Genomic DNA, 22,869 nt, shown 5'->3' with positions numbered 1-22,869 from the left:
AAATTTGGGTGCAAATCAACATTTATCCTTCAGGGACTTCTCAGAAAGCTGCTTTTCGAGTTCTGCTTGACTCAACTTATTCTGAAGCTGATCCCGCTCTTTCTCGATCACAGTCACAGCCTGGCTAATCGCGAGTTGTCGACTGACATCACTGGCACTGAGTTTGGACTGCAATTCTTGAATTTCAGTCTTTAAACGTGCCTCCAAAATTTGTGCGGATGCTTCAGCCTCTCGCTTCGCCTGCGCAAGAGAGTTCAGCAGAGTATCCCGCTCCTTTTCCAAGGCGCCAACAGCCTCAGCAACAGCGAGTTTCTGATCAACTGCACCAAATTCCAGCTTTGCCTTTAACTGCTGAATTTCAGCTTCTTTGGCGGCAACGGTTTTCTGAATTTCTCCAGCGGCCCGCTCTTGTGCCAAAGCAAGAGCGTTGGCCTTGTCTGCTTCGGCAAGCCTCAATCTTTCCTGCAGTTGTTCTTCAAAAGCATGATCACGCACCTGCCTCAAAATGTCAGCGTAACCAGCCTCGTCGATTTTGAAGGCTTTGTTGCAGTGGGGGCAGATTATTTCGTTCATGTCTTGCTCCTAGTCACCAGTCTTTTGCTTCAATCTCATAACCGCCAACGTTCAATGAGTTGGGCTTGCGCACCAAAGCAACTGCTTCGTATTTGACGAGCTTCACTCCGAATACCTGAACATCAACACAAGCAAGATTTGCGGGATTAAAGACAACCGTATTTATACCTTTGTCTTTCTGCATGCTTTTAAAGCGAATGCCATCAAATTTTCGGGCTTTCACCTTGTCAACCAGATATTGCATGGGTAAGTAGGAGTAAGGGTCGTCTATGTGAACGGGCGCGCCAAAATGTTTATGCACAAAGTCTGATTCAGAGAGTAGAGAATGAAGTGCGGAGGCTGGGTTTTCTGCATCCTCGAGCCCGCGTTTTTTAGTAAAGTCTAAAACACTCAGTGGCTCAGAAGCCTGAAATTTACCCACACTGACCAATGCACCGGTCCAAGGTCGGATCTCTGCTATACAAGTTTCAATGTCGTCTGCTAAGTACAAAAATGGCATTCCAGTCACATTGACTCTTCCTGCCCTAGCAACAAAAGGTGGGGGAGCACCCATTTCTGAAATGGGGTGTGGGTGCCTTTGATCTACATTGTGGGACCTAGCTCGATAAAGAGTCTGCTCTGTGGTCAGGGTAGAGCCCCCAATATCTTCGTAGTAATCGATAATTTGATTTACCTTCTCATCAAGCTCAACAGGCAAATTGAACCTCGACACTTCGCGAAGATGCTGTTTAATTTGAGCGAATAGCGCCGTCAAATTTCCTGGTAAATGTGGCTTAGTCGGGAAGTCCAAAATCTAGCCCCCTGTCACTGTTTTTACTTCAGCCAGTAGGTTGCCAAACTTCCCGTAATTGGCCTTTACTCCATCATCCAAATCCAGCTCAATTCTTTGGTCTGCATAGTGGCGAAGATTTTCATCAAATTCGCGCAACTCAACCAACTGTTTTGCAAGTTTGTCTTTTTGCTTTTGGATTCGCTTTTGCTCTGCGCTCGATGAAGAGGAAGCAATGTCAGCTTGCAGACTATCAAGACGAGCCTGCATTCTCGACTGAAGAGGGACAACATACTCCATGCGCATGCGCGATAGAGTTCCCGCATTATAGCGGTGCAAATATACCAGTGCTTCAAAGGCTTTGTGCTTGCCGGAGCTGAACAGCCAATAAATGGGCCGCTTCTTGTAGGTTTGCAGGTGGTCCTTGTAGAAGTCGCGGTTGAGGTATCGGCGGATGGTTTCGTCGGCGGATTCGCTGACTTTTTGTCCCAAGGACTCAGCGAGCCAGGCCATATTCTCGGCTTCAGTCTCCTCACCCCAAACTACACGAATGAATTCGCGAACGCGGTTGGCACCGTCGTCGTCGAACCAAGCTTCATCGGTGGTCGGTACAATACCATCGTCGTCTGCAGGGAAGGCTTCATAATGGCGAGGGGCGAATCCTTCGTTGCCAGCGCCCGCGTAGATAAGGCCAGGTGCATCAAGGCTGTAGCGCCCCATCATACAGCCCAATGAGAACGACACTATTTCACACGCGCTCCTTTCTGGGCTCGACTCCTTAATGGTCAAAGGCAACGGAGCGATTTCATCTTCCTCAAAGCCGAACGTCCTTGAAACGATTGCGTCAATCTCCCTTTCAATTTCCCCAATTTTTTCTCGACGATAGCTGAGCCGCATCATTTCAGATGCATAGGCACCCGCCAACCCCAAGCTTTCCAGAGGGCTCGACAGAATTGATAAGCGTTCGAATTTTCTCGAAGTTTCCATTGACTCCCAATCCTCTTCTGCAACGGCGATTGCAGCTTGAGCCAATGCTGAAAGCCGCCGCTTTTGATCTGTGTTAAACGGAAATGGCAACTTTCCTATATCACCCGGCTGATAGTTGAGTGTTGGTGAAATGAACTTGATTACCTCGGTCAGTGCGCTGCTATTCAGTAGCGCTAATACAGACCAAACGTCTTGTTCAGACTTGCAAAAAAGAGAGGAGCCTGCGTTGTCGAATAAAGAGTTTTTAGAGATTCGTGCTGACGTATTAGATGATGAAAGTGCATTCCATGTAATACCCTGCTTGAAAATAAAATCAAGGTTGTAGTTATGCGATCGAATTCGACCAGACAAGGGGTCTATAAAGTTCTGTATTCTTTGCCCATCATTTTCCCAATCAACTACATATTCATAGTTTCCATACCACTTTCGATAATCCCCCCCTTTTTGATAAGGAAACCATCGCGCACGAGAGGTACTCGCTTGGATCCGATCTTCGGCAAAGAACTCGATTTTATCTATCGAAACCTCATACCAAAACCTTAGGAAGAGGTTGTTATCAGCCGTTGCCATTCCAAGCCTAGTTGAGGCCACTTCGGCAAGTTTTCTACTTTCAAAAGCAACCACAGTTTGATTTTTTGCCCAATAAGCCACCGGACTGCCCGGAATCTTTCCAAAATTATCCGGTTTGGCAATATAAAACCATCCGCATTCAGGGTTACGAATGGCCTCAAGAGTCTTTGGCCCCTGATTCTCCGATCCTCGGAATTCGGATAAGCGGATGTATGAGCCTGTAAAGTTTTCGATATGTGCCTTCGATATCGTGAATGTGCAAATGGGAACCGTCGCCTCCGAGAAACCCGAGTATTCCAACTGCACCAAAGTGGTCAGCGTGTTTCGCTCGATAAAATGTCGCCTCAGTTCTTCGTAGCTAGAAATAAACATCCAAACGAAGGGCGACATAAACCCTAGCTGTCCTGCTGGCTTGGTAAGTTCCAAATCGCGAATCATGAAGGCTGAGAAAAGATCCTTCTCATAGCCTTTGTATTCGGCCTTAAGGTGCGTTTTCAAATGCGGATTCAGGTACTTGTTACCCATATACGGCGGGTTCGCTACCACCGCATCAAACTGCTTGGCAAGCGACTTAGCTTGAACTATAAGCCGTAACAAGAGCTCAGCGGTGTCGCGCACGAGCATGTCCCCCCCAGCATGCAGGCCCTCTAAGTCCAATTGCAACTCAGGCAAAGCGTTCGTTAGTTCAGGGGGAATCTGGATTAACGAACCAAGTGTTTTAGCTTGTTCGAAAGTTTGCACGAGTTGGCTCACGATTGAGAAGCTGATCCGTGACGAATTCAAAGCACTATGCAAGTCCTCTGCATCGCATGCTTTAGTCTCCTGCAAAGCCAGCACATTCAAATTAACTGCCTGACTAAACAGCCTCCGATCATCCGCTCGTGCCTTCATCAACAAAGCAAAACCAGCAAGCTGAGCGGCACGGTCGTCGATATCCAAGCCATAGAGGTTCTTTTCCAGAATCAACCGAGGAATATCTTGCCGACGATAGCCCCGCTCGAGATAAATGTCGCGCAGCAGATCGTAAGCTTCGACCAAAATATGCCCAGACCCACAAGCAGGGTCGAGCAACGTCAAAGATTCTGGACTTAGTGTTGAGCCGTCCTCAGCAACTCTTGCTTGAATCAGCGCATCCAACTGAGCGTTTACTTCAGGAGACTGCTCTGCAGGCTTGATGTAATACTCCCACCTACTTGCTAATGTACTGCTTGGGTTCGCCATCAACCACAATCGGCCGAGGCTGTTCTGTACCAAATATTTAACGATCCAGTTTGGGGTGAAGAGCTGTGTTGCAGCAGGAATATCCTCGCTCTTAACAACCTTGCCAATAACCTGGTCTTTCTTCTCACTGATGTAGAACTGATAGAGCCAACCAATAATCTCAACTTCCTGCCACTCGGTCTCATCAATTTTGGTGACTAGCGCAGCCAGTATTGAGTCTGTTCTCAGCAGACCATCGGGGAGCAGCAGCTCTGTCGCATCATCTAGGGATTCAAATAGGAATGGCATAGCAGTGTGCAAGGCATGGCACTGTGCAAGTAACACGTCTCGAAATAGGTCTTCGTCTTTATTACCGGCCAGCTTTAGTTCTAACGCATCAGCCTTATTGAAGCCAGGAAGATCTAGCTCAGCTATGTTTTCCAGAATCTGGGGTTGCGTATGACCAGACTCACGATTGTCTGGGTGGCTGAGCACGCGGTAGCCATGGTCCAGATAGTCATGCAGTTCCATGTAGCGAATTGCGACAAATCTGTTGAACCAGGTGTACGCCATGGACTCCATGACCTGCGAGAAACCCTGTTCTCGAATACGGCTCTCTAGCGAACTTCTCATCTGCGCAAATCGCGCAGGGAAGGGCATCCCGTTGATCAAAAGTGCATCACCCTGTCGATCAACTTCCGCTGGCTTCTTCGGGTTTAGGCCTAACAGTTCTGCGCGTCGAGTAACCGCAGCGATAAAATCGAGTCTTGCCTGTGGTGAATATTTCTTTAGAGCGGCTTTATTCATTGTTTTGTTCCAGAACAGACTTAATCCGAGCCTTTAAAGTAGCTTTTCTGCTTTCATAAAAACTAGGAAAGCCCGATAAAACTTCGGGGAGATTTTGAATTGCTTGGTTTTCTAGGTACTGCTTTCTTGACAAGTCATCAGGCCACTGTGCTCGGTACCATTCGGCGGGCATTTTTTGCCGCTTCTCGTTATTAATCGTTCCAACCAAGAGCTGAAGGTTTGGCAGGCAGTTCGATTGCTCAATTAGCGACTCCAGTTCAGACTCAGCGAAACCTTCTTTCAATAGCCTGGCTCTGGTAAATCGCCCCTTGGGGAAAATGTGATCCACATGAAAGTGCTGTGAAAAGTCAAAGCCCGGGAAAAGTACAGATAGCAGAGCAAACGTGGTTTTACCTCCGTAAGGCAACTCGCAAAGCTCTTCTATCTCATCTTCAGTGAATACCAAGCTTTTACCCTTTCTGGCCATTGCCGCTTCGATCTCAATTACAGGAAACCGAGTTGCGCCATGGTTCTTGAGGACATCTCGCAGCTCAGTTAACAGAGTATCTAAGCCGCTACCCCAAATTCCAGAGGCCTTTAGAAGACTGCGAACGAACCATCTACGCAGCCTTTCCCTGTCCGCTGCATGCTCCGAGCGCGAGAGGTACTTTTCATCCAAAGTTCGAATATGGAGGTAGTACGCAATCGGCAATATCGCGCTATCCGCACGTAGGTTTTGTCCGTTAAACCCGAAGCTCGCCAAAAGCCTAACCGCGAGCATGAGTGAATTCCTAATTCGATGCCAATTTGCTTCCAAAGTAGCCATGTTGGCTTTGTTGAAGTTCTCTACTTTGAAACCAACACTACCAATGTCGGAAAGCATCAACCCCGCCTTGAGCACTAGGTCTTTGCTAAATGAAAACCCGTCACCCTCCGCATTCATCTCATCGACAACGGAGTGAATTTCCTGCCTGGCGTCTAAGGTGTGCCATTGAGCAACGGCGATAGAAAGCAATAGGTCAGAATACGAAAGCGCAGTACCACCACTGTTCATTCGGATAAAGATGTTGAGCACCCGCTCGAGATCCTGATTGGTCTCTTCGTAGTAACTAACTACATCCTTGTCGTGAATAATCTTCAGAAGCTCGCGTAGTGTTGCCCTCGCTCTGGCTCTTTGGTCTTTATCCCCGATATCGTCGAGTTCATCGGTTAGGTCATCACGGTCCTCATCGAAAGCCCGCGGCACCTTAAACCAGTACTGATTACTCGGGCTTTTGGCCAATTGATCTTCGGTCAAAAACTCAAACTGATACTGAGATCCGGTTTCTGGATCAGGGGTACCGAGCAGGTTTAAATAAAGATGCCGAACAGGAAAAGCTGAATCATTGGTCCACCATTTGCCTGAGATTCTCCAAGCATAGGAGCCGCGCAGCCCAATATTCAAAGCAGTCATTCTTTGCTGACCATCAAGCACCGCCGTAAGCGCTTTGTTTGGTAGCTCTTCAATCAATTCGCAGTGGTATTGATCTCTTTGGTGAAAGTGCCGAACAAAATCGTAAAACTGATATTGCGACTGCTGCTCTGGCTCGATCTTCCAAAAGAGAAACGTACCAAAGGGATAGCCTTGTAAAAGGCTATCGAACAATTGACAGATTTGATCGGGCCCCCAAACGAACTCTCGCTGGATGGCGGGCAGAATATACTGGTGTTCCTCAACACCCTTAAGAAGCTGAAAAATAGTTCCACCAGGCTTGTACATTGGCGCCCCCTCTAGCGAATATCTACGCGCCGGCCTTGAGCCAAAGCATCGAGAATAGTTTTCCTTAACTCTTCGATGTACTTCTCGGCTGTTTCAGCATCCTCGATGTACCCACCCGAAATCAGTTTGCCGGCATACACTCGCTCAACCGGCTTCACCACAGGAGCTGGCTTTGTTTGGTAGTCACCTTTCTTCTCCGCAACCTCATTGGCCTTAGCCGACAGTTTGGCTAGAAGCTCAACCGCCTCATCAGCAGCATCGGTTGACTGTTCCGAGAACTGATACAGGTGGGCAAGGCTGGTCTGCTGTTCAGCCTTCTGCCGCAAAGACTGAAGCTTGGTTAAGCACTTGTTACGCGTATCTGCATCTGCGTTGGCAACATTCAAATCAGCAGTAACTCTCTCAATCTGCTTATCTATGTAACTCAGAACATGTTCGCGAGCACCAGCCACGCGAGAAGTATTGACCTGATCAATCTTGGTAACTAACGCTTCGACCTCTTGCAACAACCCAAAGGGAGAGACGGCATCCCGAATAGCTTCCAATCGGTTAATTGCGGTCTTTGCTCCGTCATCCTTCTCAAGCTCTGGACGATTAGGCTCAAACTGCCTAAGTGCCGAGGTCAACCTGTCCCATACCGGCTTTTGGTTGGCAAAGAAATGGCTTAGCTCCTGATAATTGTCCGAGGCATCCAGCAATTCGTTTTTGTGATTCGTGAACAAACCCAGTGCAGTAAAACTGTCAGGCGCAGCCAGCAACATTTTGCAAAGCTCCAACCCCTCGTCTGCCAGCGCCTTACCCGGATACCCCGTATTGCCTAGCGCAGCCCATTGCTTGAAGTCTTGCTGCCAAGCTTGCAAGTGGCCTTTGATAGCCGCATAGATTCGATCTTCATCTTCAGGCGGCAACTTACCGAAGACATCACGTGTCAAATTGCGGGCCTTTTGCAAGTCTGAGCTGCTAATAGCTTTACGCGGCTCCACTTCGACTGAGCGCCACCTAGAAGGCGGATTCAGTTGCTCGTACACTTTCTCGATGGGCAATAAAGTCTGGTTGGTTTTAAGGCTCAGTTCACCAGCTTTTACAAGGCGCACAACGAGTAGTACCGTCTCCCAGTCTGACCAACCATAGGGTCTACGAGCAAACTGTGTGTTTGCCAAATCATGCAGAACCACTTGGCGATTGGCTGCATTGGCAAGTGTGACGTATTGTCTCACTTCGTTCAAAGCCTTGGGATTAATCACTCCGCTGTCACCCAGGTCCAAACTTAGAGTCGAAGGATCATCCAATAGGGCTCTAATTTCTGCCTGTGGGTCAGGCGTCAAGTGCTCAATGTATGCCAGCTTGCCAAAACTATTGCGCACCAAGTCATGCAAAGCTTCATTGACGATACCCTGCGCTGTAGATGCTTTAAGCGCGGGTTGATGTCCGGCAACAAACGCTACTGAGTTCTGTAGCAGTTTGTCTAAGGTGACTTTTAAGCGGTCTCGACGTTGACGGTTTTCATCTGCGCGGTCTTGTAGAATTCGCCGCGCTGTGGAAGCCAAGCTACCATCGGTTCGCTTCATCACATACTTGTCAGTTTGAATGTACTGCCGCAGTTCACTGGCCAATTGTTGGTCGTCGGGCAAACGCAAAATGACCTGACCATCTGAATCACCGCTTCGCAGTAGTGTCTTATCATCCCTCCATTCATCTCGATCATCAATTAGAGGGGTAATCACTTGAAGACCAAGCGCACCCTCATTACGATTCCCATAGGGATGCTGATCGCAACTAAGGTTCAATCCGAAATCATTGCCATTATCGGTGAAGCGGAACTTTCGCATCCCTCCAAGCAGGTCTTCAAAGATCAACTCGCCCAGCTTTTTAGCCTCTTCCGCAGCAGACAAATCAACCGCCTTAATCTCGCGGCTCACGTCCCGTTCCTCGTTAGTCAAAAAGAAGAACACGTCTCCATTTCGACTCACAAGGGTTTGGCCTTCCAAGCGCTGTAGGCTCTCTTCGATCTGAGTGCGCAAGCCCTTTCGGTCAGCATCAATTTGATCGATGAACAGGGTAATTAGGTTGTCTACGTTGCCCGGGATTTCATCGACGTATCGGATAAGAAACAGCGTTTTCAATACCAGGACATCAAATGGCTTAAGCGAGGGGTTCTTGCTTGCATTCTCTATGGTCGACTTCACAACCCCTTCCAAGAAACTCTCGATCGAAGGGTAGAAGCGATATAGCGGCACCAATATGCCAGGCTCTTCCTCCGCTACAGCTTTGGCGGCTGATTGGAAGGCGTCTAGCAGAGAGCGCTCTCCTCTTGCCAGATGTAAGCCGGTCGCACCGGCTTTACGAATTGACTCGAAGATACTTTGAACTAAGGAAAACTGATACGGTGCAAACGGATACACATCTGCGAATTCCTGATCATCCGAGTAGGCTTTGAATGTTCGACCTGTGTTGGTGAAACTTAGCTGATTCTTCAGGATGTCTGCTTGCTTGCGGTACAACTCCCGCAGCAGATCTGCGGCCTCGGGCAGCTTCTTCAGAAGACGCTTTTGGATTACCTCATCTACATTAGCTGAAGACAGCGACAAACGCGTTCTAAAGCGGCCTTGAATCTTGGAAAAGTCATTGGCTTTACTCGCTTTCAACTGGCCTACAACCGCATCAATATCCTCTTGGGATGTCACGATCACCCAGGCACGGCCATCACAGATCGTACCCAAGTTCTCAGTAATGGTTTGCAAATTCAACATAAGCTGTGTGTTGCCACCGATGAACTGACCGATTTCATCTACCAAGAAGACGATGCGATGCTTTTTACTTTTTGCATCCAAATACTCTTTGATGGACTTGCAGAAGTTTTCAACAGACAACCAGTTATCGAAGTCTCTCTCAAGACGCTCCAGCCATACATCTGCATCTGCGACCTCTCGTCCGGTTGCAACCGTATAGGCCTTCCCTACCGCATCAGAGTAGAACGTGTATCCATCGCGTTCTTCCAGCCAGGATGAGCCTGTCTCTTGTTCAAAAGCATCTTTGAATGCGGCTAGAACGCCTTTATCATCGAGTTCTTGTTCCAATCTGGCGACATGCGGGTGATCTGGACTAAACCCCCTCATGTCATTAAAGACCTTGAGAAAAACCTTCAAGATCGCATCACGCGTATTGTCTGCATCGGCCTTGCTGTCGATATTGAATAGCAGAACATCCGTATCGCCAGTAATCGCTCGCGCAATATCGCCAGCCAGCATAGGATCGGTAATCTTTTCTTCAAAGAAGTCCTGAGCCCTGCGCGTTTTGTCATCTTGCGTAACTTGCTTGTTGGCTAGCAGATAAGACAGAATTTTAAGAAAGTGAGACTTACCGCTACCAAAGAAACCGGAGACCCATACCCCGACATTTCCACCAGCTTCAGAGGGATTGTCCAAGGCTGCCAAGTAACGCTCGAAAAAGCCACGTAGATGCCCGTCAAGCTCGCGCGTGATGATGTACTCATCCAACTCTTGCCACACGTTGGCATCGTCTTTCTGATCAGCCTTGATGACGCCGTTTATGCTTCGTTTGATGCTTCGCTCAAACATGCCTCCAATCGACATATCCCTCATCCTTATTTTTCAATAATTCTTATTAATCAACTAATCTGAAAGCCCTGTAGTACGGCGTATCCCCTAGCAGCCCGAAAAGCCGCAAAGACTGACCGTCATACTCTCCGGGGAAAAACATCACCAAGGGTGTAAGCCCCAAGTGTGGCTGTAAAACGTTTAATAAACTGTGTGTCCTGATAATTGGATATGCACTACCAACCCCATCAATCAAGTAGACGTCGTGGTCTTCCACTGGCCACTTTTTAGTGATGAACTCCGCAACCTTTTCAGGCTTTAATGGACCTTTCAATTGCTTTAGCAGAGCATCACCACCACGGGACTCTTGCAAACTGACGGCCTTGGAGTAAAAGTCCCGCTCGTCGAGCATGGACATCAACACTTCAAATAGATGAACCCGGGCAACTCGGATCGGTGGGGACACTTTGTTCAGATGACCTACAAGAAAATCAATATGCTCTCGAACTCTTGGCTCTGCTTGTGCAGGGTAGTCAAAGGCATAAAACGGCACCTCATTGCCCAAACCTCGGTTTTCTCGAAACTTCTCCGAAGTCAAGGTAGGCAATATCCGATTTAGGCGTTCATCCAACGTATCCAATTATTTCCAACCCATCTATGTTGCGCATTCCAGAGCGGCCAATACATCAAGATGATTGCGTGCCCTGAGGTAATTTCTCACATCCGACATTATCCTCACATATTGCAGTGACCGATTTTTGTCTCTAGAGAGATAACCGGCTTCCGTGAGCATTCTGAAGGCGTTCTGGCGAAGCTTAGCCTGTGAGTTTTCTGACACTTCCGCCAAATTAGGATGCAATAAAGCCATATCCGAATAAAAGCTTCGCCAAACTCTTTCCTCCAAACTGGCACTAAGGCGACGATATTCGTCTTTCAGTGGCCCTCGCATAAACTCAGCAAACAAGGGGGAAAACTTAACTGCACAGGCCAGAATTGCCTGAACGACTGACTCCCTTTCCCCAAAGGCGACTATTTCCCATACCCCCTCATCCATGGTCTGCAAACGTATTCGCGCTATGTTCGCGTAGCTTTTGGCGGTGTTAATTGTTTTTGCTTGAAGCACGTTTTCCACTTCAATCGCAAGTTTCCACCTACCCGAATCGGCCTGCTCGAGCAACAGCCGAGCAACTGCCTGTGTTTCAGCTATCAGAAGCGATCCCTTGGTGAAGTTAGCCAGCAAAAGCAATCCCTGTGAGAAATGCCATTTCTAGCTCAGATAGAAATAGCGAATTGTTAAACGATTTAATTAGAGCATACTAAGCTTTACACCCACAACGCAACTAGTGATACAATATTTGCAACTATTTTTACAACCGGTGGATGCCATGCTTTCAGAACAGACCACTGACAAATTAGAAATCGACCGCTCCAAAGCGGCGAAGATGGTAATGAAGCTTTTTGACAATTGGGAGCTTCATACAGAAGAGGCTACCGCCTTGCTAGGACTTTCCAAGGACAACCGAACGGCTCTATCGAAGTATCGTAAGGGTGATCCAATATCCAACAGCAGGGATAGTCTTGAACGCCTGAGTCATCTCTTCGCAATTCACAAGAATCTGCGCTTGCTCTATCCGCAACGCGAAGTTTGTTATGCGTGGATGAAACGCCGCAATGGTGCCTTTGACGGACTTACGCCAGTTGAAGTCATTGACAAGTATGGATTCCGCGGACTCCTCATGGTCAGATCCTATCTGGACCGTGCTCGAGGGATCTAATGTCTGACGTACTCGAAATCCTGGGACAGACGAAGAATCTCGCCGTTGAAGAGTCGGTCTACCGGAATATATGCTCGCTGATCGTCTCAGAAGATCTTTTCGATGACATCGTAGAAGACCCTTCAGATATTGCCATGGCCCAGGCAATCGAGGAACACGCCAAACCCCCGCACTTCAGCAGTAGGCACCCGATCGTGCACCGGCCATTTGAAGAAGCTGAATGGAACGAGTCTGTTCAATATCCTTTTGAGAATTGGCAAGAGACTCGATTCAGCGATGGGAAGTTTGGAGTTTGGTACGGGGCTTCGGACCTAGAGACGACTATTCACGAGACCGCATATCATTGGGTTAAACGTACATTGGTTGAGGAAGGTCAAATCCCAGAGGGACGCTACATCGAGCGCAAAATCTACACTGTGCAACTCGACGCATTGGTATTGGACCTGCGTCCGCTGTGTAAGAAGTACAAAAAGCTCATCCATCCAACGGACTATTCCCTCACCCATCAGGTTGGCCGAACTATTCACGAACAAGGACACCCCGGGCTGATAACCAACTCCGCAAGCTGTAAAGGCGATGTGTACTCAGTTTTCAACCCCAAGGTCCTTTCAGACCCAAAGGTAAATTGCTGGATGCGGTATTCAATTAGAAATAATCGGATAGAAATTTCAAAAGCCGACGGGTCTCAGACGACCACCATTCAATTGAACCGACTCAGGGGAACAACATTTAAGTTCTAACAATTGATAAAGCAACTAAAGCTTTCAACGCCAAAAAATGATCGCCCTGTCTTATCTTGCATCGAAACGCGTTAAAGCGTACCAGCTTAGCTCTTTGCGAACGACTTCCTATTTTCAATCAAGTTGAACTCGCTTGAGACATTAAGATGAATTTCGATTAGGCGTTATGTAGCTCTCTTCGTAATGACGCAGAAACTTCCCAGACGTTAGACAAACCGCCCATGTATTTAGAGACCTTGATGTGACCATCGCTCTCCAACAAGTTCAGCACGAAATCAACGAAGGAGCGGGTCTTATCGATACGCGAGGCCAAGTTTTCGTTTAGAGACACGTTTTCGTTGACGATCAACGCAGCAATTCGAACCACCAATTCCTGATAGCCCTCTACATATGCCTCTGCAAAATGCTTGAAGCCATAGTCAGTGAGGACTACATGCGACAGCGGTGCCCCAATAACCCTTACGATCCGAATATACGAACGCTGTTCGAGAATAGCCAATGAATCAAGAAGTTCCTGCTGCGGTATATCTTCAAATGCTGTTTCAGAACACAGACGTCCCCATTCTACAAGACCACTGTCTCCGTCAATTTGTATCCCAGCAATTGTTCGAAAGACTAAATCATCGACTCGCGTCAAGCCAAGAATCAATGGTGCTGGCCCCGAAAATCTAGCTGGGGGTTGCCCCAACATGGGCTTATTTTCCAAACCGAAGATCGCCGACAGGATACTCTGTAAGCTCGTGTTGTAGTCATCTAGATCGTTGACCCTGACCCACCTGGTCGATCTCAGGCTCTCGGGTACTTCACAATCATCAATTACTACAGGTATTAATCGAGTGCCTCGACTGATCTTGTTGACCACTGAGACATTCAGTTCTTCCAAGACCCAAGACTTCTGAACACTGGCATTAGACAATACGATGATTACGGCTAGTGCCTCTTTTAACCCCTCCTCAAATATCTTTTCTACCAGACTGTCACCTAGTTTAATCTCCCATTGATCTAGCCACACATCCACGCCGTTTTCACGTAACTTAAGCGCAAAATCCAGTACGAAGCGATCTTTATCTTCACTGGCATGACTCAGGAATACTTTGGGTGCAATCATGCTCTTTCTACCTCATTGTAAAGGTTGGGTTTTCAAACGAGCTTGGTTACATCTATAAGCTTGTACATCTTAACCAACTCATCCTGAATCGCACGCATAATCGCTCGAACGTCACTCCACTGAGACTTCATCTCCTTGAGCATCGGATATGCGTTCTGCCTTTCAAATGGTGGTAGCGCTTTATCACTACTGTTTTCCCACCAAAATCGATAATCAGCCTGCCATCTCTCTAGAAAAGGTCGAAGAACGTCCCGCATCGAACGGTGAACCATCGCGCCGAGGTGATTTTCAACTCCTCTTGCATTCTTTGATCCAACGGGGAACTGGCGCATTATCTTTCGGGCTTCCCCAAAAAACGTGTGCAGCGATGCAAGGCTCTCCGCCAAAACCTCGCCAGAGAAATCTGTGCAGTCAGGGTCTTTGGGCTTTCCAGTAACGGCGACGCGAGTAGCTAGCTCAGTGTATAGCTCCCAGGCGCACTGCCTGTCATCTTCGGTAAAATCCCCACCGAGTTTTACAAACCCTATGTCTATAGAAAAGCTACCCTTTGTCATTACAGCCATAATTACTTCCTAGCCATTGCGTTGACGCAGTGGACGTATGTTGTTGATTTGGCTACTGGGTCTTAGTATTGCCGTGTCAATTAACTGTGTTAAATCGTTAATCGTGAGTCCCTGCCAGTACGTCCAAACTGCATATCCACTCTTGACATTGTCCAAAAAACGATCAGGTACGATAATCTCACCTGCTGAATTCTTAGCGTGAATGGGTAAAACAACCCCAACTAATCCGTGACACTTGTCCAACGTCGCCTTAATTTCCCAATCCAGATACTTCCTTTCGTGACTTTTTTCTCCAATTAGTACAATAGTGCACGATGTACCAGTAATGTATTGCTCCCGTATCTGCCTCATCACATATTCAGTGTCGTTGCTTTGAATAATTCTTTGGAGAGAGTTATCTCGGACCGCCTCATACTCGACATGGAAAAACCGGGAAAACTCATCGTAGTAAGCTTGATCACCTCCATGGTGATAGCTGACAAATACTTTCCGTCGCCTCGGCGTCATCGGTGAGGACAATAACCCGCCTGGAAATTGGTTCCCATAAGTTCCGTTCATAGTCCCCTCTTCCAATTAAAAAGCCAGCTTGACGCTGGCTTTCCCATCGACATCGTCCATCTTCAGAATAGATTGAGTGTCAAATTGAACTGAAGCTAGTGTCAAATTGAACTACACAGTGTCAAATCAAAGTGAAACTGACGATTAATCCCAGCTCAACGCACCACCAGTTTGGTACTCAGTCACACGGCGCTCAAAGAAGTTGGTTTCTTTCTTCAAGTCCATCATTTCGCTCATCCATGGGAATGGGTTGGTCGCGCCTTCGTACAAGGTGCCCAAACCAATCTGGTTGGACCGGCGGTTGCAAATAAACTTCATGTATTCCATAAACTGGGCAGAGTTCAAGCCCAGTACGCCACGTGGCATGGTGTCTACGGCATACGCGTGTTCAAGTTCAACAGCCTTGCGGAACATGGCCTTGATCTCTTCCTTGAATTCCGGGGTCCACAGGTGTGGGTTTTCCAGTTTCACAGTGTTGATCAGGTCGATACCGAATGTGCAGTGTGCAGACTCGTCACGCAAAATGTACTGGAACTGCTCGGCAGCACCAATCATTTTGTTCTGGCGGCCCAGCGCCAGAATTTGCACAAAGCCCACGTAGAAGAACATGCCCTCCATAATGCAAGCAAAAGCGATCAGGCTTTTCAGCAGTGTTTGGTCCGCCTCAAGCGTGCCAGTTTTGAATGAGGGGTCAGTCAACACGTCAATGAACGGCAACAAGAAATCGTCTTTGGCCTTGATGCAGGAAATTTCGTTGTATGCGTTGAAAGTTTCCGCCTCAGGAATACCCAGGCTTTCTACGATGTACTGGTAAGCGTGGGTGTGAATGGCTTCATCAAACGCCTGGCGCAGCAAAAACTGGCGGCACTCGGGCGCTGTAATGTGGCGGTAGGTACCCAGCACAATGTTGTTGGCAGCCAGTGAATCGGCTGTGACAAAAAAGCCCAGGTTACGCTTCACGATCAAGCGCTCGTCTTCAGTCAAACCGTTGGGGTCTTTCCAAAGCGCAATGTCGCGATCCATGTTGATTTCTTGCGGCATCCAGTGGTTGGCGCACTGGCTCAGGTACTTTTCCCAGGCCCACTTGTACTTGAAAGGCACAAGCTGGTTCACGTCGGTGGTGCCGTTGATCACGCGCTTATCGGCTGCGTTTACACGGCCAGCTTTTGCACCTTCAGCGGCAGGCTGCTGCACCACAGGGCGCGCAGCTTGCTGATACAAACCTTGGCTGGCTGCAGGCGCAGCAAAACCAGAGGCCACAGACCCCATGGCGGGCGGCATTTGCACAGGGGGCTTGGCCGCTGCTGTTTTGCCCATGGCTGCATCAAATTCATCGTCCCAAGACAGCATATTTTCTAACTCCTTAACTAATACACTGTATAAAGTCACAGTGTCATTATGTTCATTTTTATTCACTTGGGCAAGTCTTGGTCACTTGCCCAAATCGCTGGTCTTTCACTCAATCAATATTACTGACATGCTTCGCATTCATCGAAGCCTGCATCGCCAGGGCGCATGGTGCAAACCTTGCCTTCAATTTCTGGCTCGGGCAGATTCGGTACCAAGCCAGAGGCTGGGGCCGAAGTAAACGCTGCCGAGGCACCGCCTTCTGCATTCACGGAATTCAACTCACCACCGGCCAAAGTTGATTTCTCGGCGTGTGTGGCACCAATGGTGCGCAGGTAGTAGGTGGTTTTCAAACCGCGAATCCAGGCCAGTTTGTATGTGTCGTCCAAACGCTTGCCGCTTACGCCAGCCATGTAAATGTTCAAGCTTTGGCCTTGGTCAATCCATTTCTGGCGACGGGCTGCAGCTTCAACCAGCCAGCGTGGGTCCATTTCAAACGCAGTGGCGTACAGGCGCTTCAGGTCTTCCGGAATGCGGTCAATCTTCATCACCGAACCATCGAAGTACTTCAGGTCGGAAATCATCACTTCGTCCCAAATACCCAGGCGCTTCAAGTCGCGCACCAGGTGTTCATTCACGATGGTGAATTCACCTGAAAGATTCGACTTCACATACAGGTTCTGGAATGTCGGCTCGATCGATGCAGCCACACCAATGATGTTGGAAATGGTTGCAGTGGGTGCAATGGCCACGCAGTTGGAGTTGCGCATGCCGTGTGCCTTGATCTTCGCACGCAATGCATCCCAGTCCATGCGGCTGGAAGTATCTACCTCTACATAACCACCGCGCTCTTCTTCCAGCAGCTTCAGTGAATCCAGCGGCATGATGCCCTTGTCCCACAGCGAACCCTTGAAGGTGCTGTACGCACCGCGCTCGGCGGCCAGCTCAGTCGATGCTTCGTAAGCGTAGTAGCAAATGGCTTCCATGCTTTCGTCGGCAAATTCCACTGCATCACGTGACGCATAAGGCTTGCGCATCATGTGCAACGCGTCCTGGAAACCCATCATGCCCATGCCGACCGGGCGATGACGCAAGTTTGAATTGCGCGCCTTGGCCACGGCGTAGTAGTTGATGTCGATCACGTTGTCCAGCATACGCATGGCCACGCCCACAGTTTTCTGCAGCTTCTCGTGGTCCAGCACCAGCTCGCCGTTGTCGGCAGGCTTCAGGTGGCGTGTCAGGTTCACAGAACCCAAGTTACACACCGCAATTTCGTTCTCGTTGGTGTTCAGGGTAATTTCTGTACACAGGTTGGACGAGTGCACCACACCCACGTGTTGCTGGGGGCTGCGAATGTTGCAAGGGTCTTTGAACGTAATCCAGGGGTGGCCGGTTTCGAACAGCATGGAGAGAATTTTTCTCCACAGCTTGGCCGCTTCCACGGTTTTGAACAATTTCAAATCGCCACGTGCGGCTTTTTCTTCATAGCCCACATAGGCTTTCTCGAAGGCTTTGCCGTACAGGTCGTGCAAATCTGGGCAATCGGACGGGCTGAACAGGGTCCAGTTACCGCCTTCCATTACACGCTTCATGAACAGGTCGGGAATCCAGTTCGCGGTGTTCATGTCGTGGGTGCGGCGGCGGTCGTCGCCAGTGTTCTTGCGCAGTTCCAGGAATTCTTCAATGTCCAGGTGCCAGGTTTCCAGGTAGGCACACACCGCGCCTTTGCGCTTGCCGCCTTGGTTCACGGCAACAGCTGTGTCGTTCACCACTTTCAGGAATGGCACCACACCTTGTGACTTGCCGTTGGTGCCCTTGATGTGGCTGCCCAATGCACGCACGGGGGTCCAGTCGTTGCCCAAGCCGCCAGCGAACTTGCTCAACAGTGCGTTTTCTTTGATGCCTTCGTAGATGTCGTCCAAGTCGTCACCAATGGTGGTGAGGTAGCAGGAAGACAACTGCGAACGAATGGTGCCGCTATTAAACAATGTGGGCGTAGAGCTCATGAAGTCGAATGTCGACAACACTTCATAGAATTCAATGGCGCGTGCTTCGCGGTCCACTTCGTTCAGGGCCAGGCCCATGGCAACGCGCATGTAAAACGCCTGTGGCATTTCAATGCGGGTGCCTTCCACGTGCAGGAAATAACGGTCATACAGAGTTTGCAAGCCGAGGTAATCGAACTGCAAATCGCGCTCGTACTTCAGGGCTGCGCCCAACTTCTTCATGTCGAACTGGGCCAGGCGATTATCGAGCAGGCCAGCGGCAATGCCTTTCTTGATGAACTGGGGAAAGTACTCGGGATACACCTGCGCCATTTCATCTTGCGCAATTTCGCGGCCGATAATTTCACGGCGAATGGTATGCAACAACAAGCGCGAAGTAACCAGTGTGTAGCTGGGCTCGTTCTCGATCATGGCGCGTGAGGCCAGAATTGCAGACTTGAATACCTCGTCGATTTTTACACCGTCGTACAGGTTCTTCAGGGTTTCTTTCTGAAGGTGTGCAACGTCAATTTCATTCAGGCCAACAGCAGCGCTTTCAATCAGCGCTTTCAGTGCTTCTACATCCAGGGGACGCTTGATGTCGCCGTCCATCACGTTCAATGCATGCTGCTCAGCCTGCGCAACCTGCTTGGCGGCGCGTTCCTGCGCGCGGCGCTCGCGGTACAACACGTAGGCACGCGCTACTTCCGCTTCGCCTGAACGCATCAAGGCCAGTTCAACCTGGTCTTGAATGTCTTCGATGTGGAAAATACCACCAGAAGGCTGGCGACGCACCAAGGCGTTCACCACGCTGCCGGTCATTTGCTCAACCAATTCGCGAATGCGCGCGGAGGCTGCACCCTGACCGCCGTTCACTGCCAAAAATGCTTTGGTCATGGCCACGGCAATTTTGCTGGGCTCAAAACCAACCACGGCACCATTTCGGCGAATAATTTTGTAGTTTGAGTACGCGCTGTCAACCACGGGCGCTGCACCTGCAGGCTTAGAGGTGGACAAGGGCGCATCAGTTGCCAAATTGCTCGCCAAATCTGAGGGTCCATGGCTAGTTAGCATGCATCTTTCTCCTGGAATATACGTGTTCTTGAGGGTTTGTTTTTGTAGTGGGGCAAAACTGGCAACCACTATATCTTGTGTTTTGTATGTGGCTTGGAACTAATTGTAGTGGTCGAAACACAATTTGGCAAACACTTTCTTATCCCCAACTTGTGCACACAGTTATCCCCTGTGAACAAGTTGTGGACAAGCTTGGGATAACTGCAGTGCAACAAAAAAACGGCCTTTCAAAGGCCGTCAATCTGAAGTTCGTAGGTGTTTGATTTGCGTAGACCTTTCCAGTCGAAGAAGGGTCCCGGGTCGGTTTTCCGGGTGGGTGCTATCTCGCTGTGCGCCATGGCATATCTCAGTGGATAACGTGCTTGTAACTCCAAAGCAAGACGCTTAAGGCTGGCATATTGAGCCTGCTCGAATGGGGTGTAAATATCGCCCAGCAATTCAATACCGATTGAAAAATGATTGAAATTACTGCGGTCCATCGCGGCTGAAATTCCGGCATGCCAGGCCCGTTTTTCACACGATACAAACTGAGTCACTGCGCCGTTCCGGTCAATCAGAAAATGTGAAGAAACATGCAGGCCGATCAACTCGCCAAATGAAGCATGCGCATGACAATCGAGTCGATTTAAAAACAGGTCAGTGATTAATGCAGGGTCTCGCCCCCGCTCGGGCAGGCTGATGCAGTGAACAACCAGGGTATCCACCACAGTGCCCATGGGGCGGGCATCCTGATTGGGGCTTTGCAGGCGGTGAACCCAGTCTTCTTCAATCCAGCCTTCGTCCAACCACATGGCAACCCCTTCAAGTGCGAATGCACTTATTAATGCACCTTCTCGCCCGCCGCTTTGGCATGCTCCATGCCGCAATAAAAGCGACCCTGCATCATCACGCCTTCAGACATGGGGCTGTAGGCACCGCAGTGTTGGCAAGGCATGATTTCTTCCTGGGTTTTACGGCCTAGATTGCCTTTTTGTTTAACGTCTACACCGGGCTTTTCACCCAACTGTTTGCGCTGCCAGCTTTTGAAAAGAATCCAGGCCACCAACGCCAGGCCCAGGAAAAACAGAATACGACCCATCAAACTGCCCTTTTCAAAATAAACTCCAGCACAAACTGGGTACCAAAATAAGCCAACACCAATACTGCATAGCTGCCCAAACACCAACGCAGGGCTACTTTTCCGCGCCAGCCAAATACCACACGCCCGCCCAGAAGCACTGCAAATGAACACCATGAAATGATGGCAAACAGGGTTTTGTGATCAAAGCGCCAGCTGCTACCGCTCCATTCTTCGGAAAACAGAAAACCGGTGATCAGGGTAAGCGACAACAACACAAAGCCCGCCCAAAGCTGCCGGAACAGAATCGATTCCATGGTAAGCAAAGAGGGCAATTGATCCAGCAACCGCTCCCGCACCATGCGGTTTTCCTGGGTGGTGGCCACAGGCTGGTGCAGGGCTTTTTCCTGAAACGCCATCACGATGCCGTGGGCGGCAGCAATACCCAACAAACTGTAGGCTGCCAGCGCGATCAACAAATGCAATTGAAACAAATGATCGCCAGCCATTCGAATGGCGGAATCCTCCCCCATCCACAAGGGCAGCAAAAATACAAATGCGCACAGTGGAAACACAATTAATTCAAGCAGCGGCACACGGTTGAAAAAACTTTCGGCAAAGGCCACCAGTGAGGCCAACCAAGCCACGCACATTAGGCCTAGAACGAAGCCGAAGTGCATGCCATCGGTTTGAAACAACAAGGTGCCCAATAAATAGCCCGAGACCATCAAGGCCAAAGCAACCAGCGCGCGGTTTAACGCGGCTGGTGCAGACCACTTGCCGAAAACGTTCAGCGCCGCCAATCCACCCGAGGCGGACAGCAGGGGCACTGCGAGCGCGTACAATATTGTGTTGTTCATACCAATCAGTTTACTCGATTCATAGCACGAGTCAGGGGCACCACACGATGTTTGAAAACCTCTCCGATCGCCTAACGCGCGTTGTCAAAAATATCAAAGGCGAAGCCCGCATTACCGAGGCCAACACGCAGGAAATGTTGCGGGAAGTTCGCTTGGCGCTTCTGGAGGCCGACGTGGCCCTGCCGGTGGTGAAAGAGTTCATCAACCAGGTGAAAGAACAGGCGCTGGGCGAGGAAGTACTGAACAGCCTCACCCCCGGCCAGGCCCTGGTGGGCATTGTTCACAAACAGTTGATCAAGCTGATTGGCGAGAAAACAGAAGAAATCAACCTGGCGGCCCAGCCCCCGGTGGTGATTTTGATGGCGGGTTTGCAAGGTGCCGGCAAAACAACCACCACAGGTAAGCTGGCCAAGTATTTAAAAGACAACTTGAAAAAGAAAGTGCTGACCGTGTCGGCCGACGTGTACCGCCCTGCGGCGATCGAGCAGCTGAAAACAGTCAGCGGGCAAGCTGGCGCCGAGTTTTTTCCTTCCGACATCACGCAAAAGCCGGTTGACATTGCCCTGGCCGCCCTGAACCACGCCAAACGCCAGTTTTTTGATGTGCTTATTCTGGACACGGCGGGCCGCTTGGGCATTGACGAAGCCATGATGAATGAAATCAAGGCTTTGCATGCTGCGGTGAACCCGACTGAAACCCTGTTTGTGATTGACGCCATGTTGGGCCAAGATGCGGCCAACACGGCCAAGGCTTTTAACGAGGCCCTGCCCCTGACCGGCGTGGTACTGACCAAGATGGACGGTGATGCGCGTGGTGGTGCCGCCCTTTCCGTGCGCCAAATTACCGGCAAGCCCATTAAATTCATGGGCGTGGGCGAAAAGCTGACTGGCTTCGAGAAGTTTCACCCAGACCGCGTGGCAGGCCGAATTCTGGGCATGGGCGACATTGTTTCCTTGGTGGAAGAAGCCAAAAAAGGCATTGACCAGCAAGAAGCCGAAAAACTGGCGAAAAAACTGAAAAGCGGCAAGGCTTTCGACCTGAACGACTTTTTGGCGCAAATCAGCCAAATGCGCAACATGGGTGGCTTGCAGGGCTTGATGGACAAGCTGCCCAGCCAGCTAATGAAAGGCGCAGGCGACGTAGATGCGGCTGCAGCTGAAAAGCAGATGAAGCGCACCGAGGCCATTATTTTTTCAATGACCATTGCCGAACGCACCAAGCCCGACATTTTAAAGGCCTCTCGCAAGCGCCGCATTGCAGCAGGTGCTGGCGTACAGGTTCAAGAAGTGAACCGCTTGCTCAAACAGTTTGAGCAAATGCGCGACATGATGAAAAGCATGCAGAAAGGCGGGCTGGCCAAGTTGATGAAAAAAATGGGTGGCGGCGGAAAAGGTGGCTTTCCGGGTGGCGGCATGCCGCCGGGTGGTGGGTTTCCAGGCATGTAATCGGCTTGGGTTGCAATGTCTCGCCTGCCGGTTAACTGCCCGATCGAAACACCGCCGCCGATTGGGAGCTGAACTTGTAATGGGTCGCACGATGACCAATCAGAAAACTTGCCGGTTTGGCGCGCCGAGGCAAACGATCGCGCCCCAGCGCGAAAG

General features: G+C 49.6%; 18 protein-coding genes. 3 read left to right on the top strand and 15 right to left on the bottom strand.

The features are described 5' to 3' along the window. Nucleotides 1-15 precede the first annotated feature (15 nt). The 7 genes from PY990_RS13700 to PY990_RS13670 all read right to left on the bottom strand — a co-directional run bounded on the left by PY990_RS13700 (nt 16) and on the right by PY990_RS13670 (nt 11,441). On the bottom strand, nt 16-495 hold the full coding sequence (locus PY990_RS13700) for a hypothetical protein (protein WP_343075082.1): 480 nt from the start codon (nt 493-495) through the stop codon (nt 16-18). A gap of 91 nt (nt 496-586) precedes the next feature. Beyond that, entirely contained in the window at nt 587-1,363 is a 777-nt protein-coding gene (locus tag PY990_RS13695) for an RES family NAD+ phosphorylase (RefSeq protein WP_275272080.1), read from the bottom strand. Between the two features lie 3 nt (nt 1,364-1,366). Then, nucleotides 1,367-4,906: a BREX-1 system adenine-specific DNA-methyltransferase PglX gene (pglX, locus tag PY990_RS13690; RefSeq protein ID WP_275272079.1), complete on the bottom strand. Its 3,540-nt coding sequence runs from the start codon at nt 4,904-4,906 to the stop codon at nt 1,367-1,369. After that, nucleotides 4,899-6,644, bottom strand: coding sequence for a DUF262 domain-containing protein (locus PY990_RS13685; protein WP_275272078.1), 1,746 nt, complete (start codon nt 6,642-6,644; stop codon nt 4,899-4,901). The genes pglX and PY990_RS13685 overlap by 8 nt, the downstream gene beginning before the upstream one ends. Nucleotides 6,645-6,655: 11 nt before the next feature. Then, nucleotides 6,656-10,237: a BREX system P-loop protein BrxC gene (brxC, locus tag PY990_RS13680; protein WP_275272077.1), complete on the bottom strand. Its 3,582-nt coding sequence runs from the start codon at nt 10,235-10,237 to the stop codon at nt 6,656-6,658. A 31-nt stretch (nt 10,238-10,268) separates the two neighbouring features. Beyond that, entirely contained in the window at nt 10,269-10,841 is a 573-nt protein-coding gene (locus PY990_RS13675; protein WP_275272076.1) for a DUF1788 domain-containing protein, read from the bottom strand. A 15-nt stretch (nt 10,842-10,856) separates the two neighbouring features. Beyond that, complete coding sequence (locus tag PY990_RS13670) at nt 10,857-11,441, bottom strand: DUF1819 family protein (protein WP_275272075.1); 585 nt, start codon at nt 11,439-11,441, stop codon at nt 10,857-10,859. A 145-nt stretch (nt 11,442-11,586) separates the two neighbouring features. On the opposite strand from PY990_RS13670, the gene PY990_RS13665 reads away from it, so the two are divergent. Next, nucleotides 11,587-11,976: an MbcA/ParS/Xre antitoxin family protein gene (locus tag PY990_RS13665; protein ID WP_275272074.1), complete on the top strand. Its 390-nt coding sequence runs from the start codon at nt 11,587-11,589 to the stop codon at nt 11,974-11,976. Further along, a complete protein-coding gene (locus PY990_RS13660) occupies nt 11,976-12,716 on the top strand; it encodes an RES family NAD+ phosphorylase (RefSeq protein ID WP_275272073.1) in 741 nt (246 codons plus the stop codon). The genes PY990_RS13665 and PY990_RS13660 overlap by 1 nt, the downstream gene beginning before the upstream one ends. Before the next feature lie 157 nt (nt 12,717-12,873). Here the strand turns inward: PY990_RS13660 and PY990_RS13655 are convergent, their stop codons facing one another. The 8 genes from PY990_RS13655 to PY990_RS13625 form a co-directional block, all read right to left on the bottom strand. After that, a complete protein-coding gene (locus PY990_RS13655; RefSeq protein WP_275272072.1) occupies nt 12,874-13,824 on the bottom strand; it encodes a toll/interleukin-1 receptor domain-containing protein in 951 nt (316 codons plus the stop codon). A gap of 32 nt (nt 13,825-13,856) precedes the next feature. Continuing rightward, complete coding sequence (locus PY990_RS13650; RefSeq protein WP_275272071.1) at nt 13,857-14,387, bottom strand: hypothetical protein; 531 nt, start codon at nt 14,385-14,387, stop codon at nt 13,857-13,859. Nucleotides 14,388-14,396: 9 nt separating this feature from the next. Then, nucleotides 14,397-14,894, bottom strand: coding sequence for a TIR domain-containing protein (locus PY990_RS16370; protein ID WP_413789540.1), 498 nt, complete (start codon nt 14,892-14,894; stop codon nt 14,397-14,399). Nucleotides 14,895-15,089: 195 nt separating this feature from the next. Then, nucleotides 15,090-16,295, bottom strand: a complete 1,206-nt coding sequence (locus PY990_RS13645) for a ribonucleotide-diphosphate reductase subunit beta (protein ID WP_275272070.1) — start codon at nt 16,293-16,295, stop codon at nt 15,090-15,092. Nucleotides 16,296-16,414: 119 nt separating this feature from the next. Continuing rightward, nucleotides 16,415-19,351, bottom strand: coding sequence for a ribonucleoside-diphosphate reductase subunit alpha (locus PY990_RS13640; protein ID WP_275272069.1), 2,937 nt, complete (start codon nt 19,349-19,351; stop codon nt 16,415-16,417). Nucleotides 19,352-19,578: 227 nt separating this feature from the next. Then, on the bottom strand, nt 19,579-20,142 hold the full coding sequence (gene ampD / locus PY990_RS13635; RefSeq protein ID WP_275272068.1) for a 1,6-anhydro-N-acetylmuramyl-L-alanine amidase AmpD: 564 nt from the start codon (nt 20,140-20,142) through the stop codon (nt 19,579-19,581). 29 nt (nt 20,143-20,171) lie between these two features. Further along, the gene (locus PY990_RS13630; protein ID WP_275272067.1) at nt 20,172-20,429 is read right to left on the bottom strand and encodes a PP0621 family protein; all 258 of its coding nucleotides are present in this window, start codon (nt 20,427-20,429) and stop codon (nt 20,172-20,174) included. After that, nucleotides 20,429-21,268, bottom strand: a complete 840-nt coding sequence (locus PY990_RS13625; protein ID WP_275272066.1) for a cytochrome C assembly family protein — start codon at nt 21,266-21,268, stop codon at nt 20,429-20,431. The genes PY990_RS13630 and PY990_RS13625 overlap by 1 nt, the downstream gene beginning before the upstream one ends. A 47-nt stretch (nt 21,269-21,315) precedes the next feature. On the opposite strand from PY990_RS13625, the gene ffh reads away from it, so the two are divergent. Continuing rightward, on the top strand, nt 21,316-22,713 hold the full coding sequence (gene ffh, locus PY990_RS13620) for a signal recognition particle protein (RefSeq protein ID WP_275272065.1): 1,398 nt from the start codon (nt 21,316-21,318) through the stop codon (nt 22,711-22,713). Nucleotides 22,714-22,869: the final 156 nt, after the last annotated feature.

This window comes from Limnobacter olei, from assembly GCF_029087225.1.
GTDB lineage: Bacteria > Pseudomonadota > Gammaproteobacteria > Burkholderiales > Burkholderiaceae_B > Limnobacter > Limnobacter olei.
This window is presented reverse-complemented; position numbering and strand designations above follow the sequence as displayed.

What these genes read in the sequence shown, in the direction of transcription:
- PY990_RS13625 (WP_275272066.1), bottom strand. Translation starts at nt 21,268, where the DNA reads ATGAACAACACAATATTGTACGCGCTCGCAGTGCCCCTGCTGTCCGCC.
- PY990_RS13640 (WP_275272069.1), bottom strand. Translation starts at nt 19,351, where the DNA reads ATGCTAACTAGCCATGGACCCTCAGATTTGGCGAGCAATTTGGCAACT.
- PY990_RS13660 (WP_275272073.1), top strand. Translation starts at nt 11,976, where the DNA reads ATGTCTGACGTACTCGAAATCCTGGGACAGACGAAGAATCTCGCCGTT.
- PY990_RS13630 (WP_275272067.1), bottom strand. Translation starts at nt 20,429, where the DNA reads ATGGGTCGTATTCTGTTTTTCCTGGGCCTGGCGTTGGTGGCCTGGATT.
- ampD (WP_275272068.1), bottom strand. Translation starts at nt 20,142, where the DNA reads ATGTGGTTGGACGAAGGCTGGATTGAAGAAGACTGGGTTCACCGCCTG.
- PY990_RS13665 (WP_275272074.1), top strand. Translation starts at nt 11,587, where the DNA reads ATGCTTTCAGAACAGACCACTGACAAATTAGAAATCGACCGCTCCAAA.
- PY990_RS13685 (WP_275272078.1), bottom strand. Translation starts at nt 6,644, where the DNA reads ATGTACAAGCCTGGTGGAACTATTTTTCAGCTTCTTAAGGGTGTTGAG.
- brxC (WP_275272077.1), bottom strand. Translation starts at nt 10,237, where the DNA reads ATGTCGATTGGAGGCATGTTTGAGCGAAGCATCAAACGAAGCATAAAC.
- PY990_RS16370 (WP_413789540.1), bottom strand. Translation starts at nt 14,894, where the DNA reads ATGACGCCGAGGCGACGGAAAGTATTTGTCAGCTATCACCATGGAGGT.
- pglX (WP_275272079.1), bottom strand. Translation starts at nt 4,906, where the DNA reads ATGAATAAAGCCGCTCTAAAGAAATATTCACCACAGGCAAGACTCGAT.
- PY990_RS13645 (WP_275272070.1), bottom strand. Translation starts at nt 16,295, where the DNA reads ATGCTGTCTTGGGACGATGAATTTGATGCAGCCATGGGCAAAACAGCA.
- PY990_RS13655 (WP_275272072.1), bottom strand. Translation starts at nt 13,824, where the DNA reads ATGATTGCACCCAAAGTATTCCTGAGTCATGCCAGTGAAGATAAAGAT.
- PY990_RS13650 (WP_275272071.1), bottom strand. Translation starts at nt 14,387, where the DNA reads ATGGCTGTAATGACAAAGGGTAGCTTTTCTATAGACATAGGGTTTGTA.
- ffh (WP_275272065.1), top strand. Translation starts at nt 21,316, where the DNA reads ATGTTTGAAAACCTCTCCGATCGCCTAACGCGCGTTGTCAAAAATATC.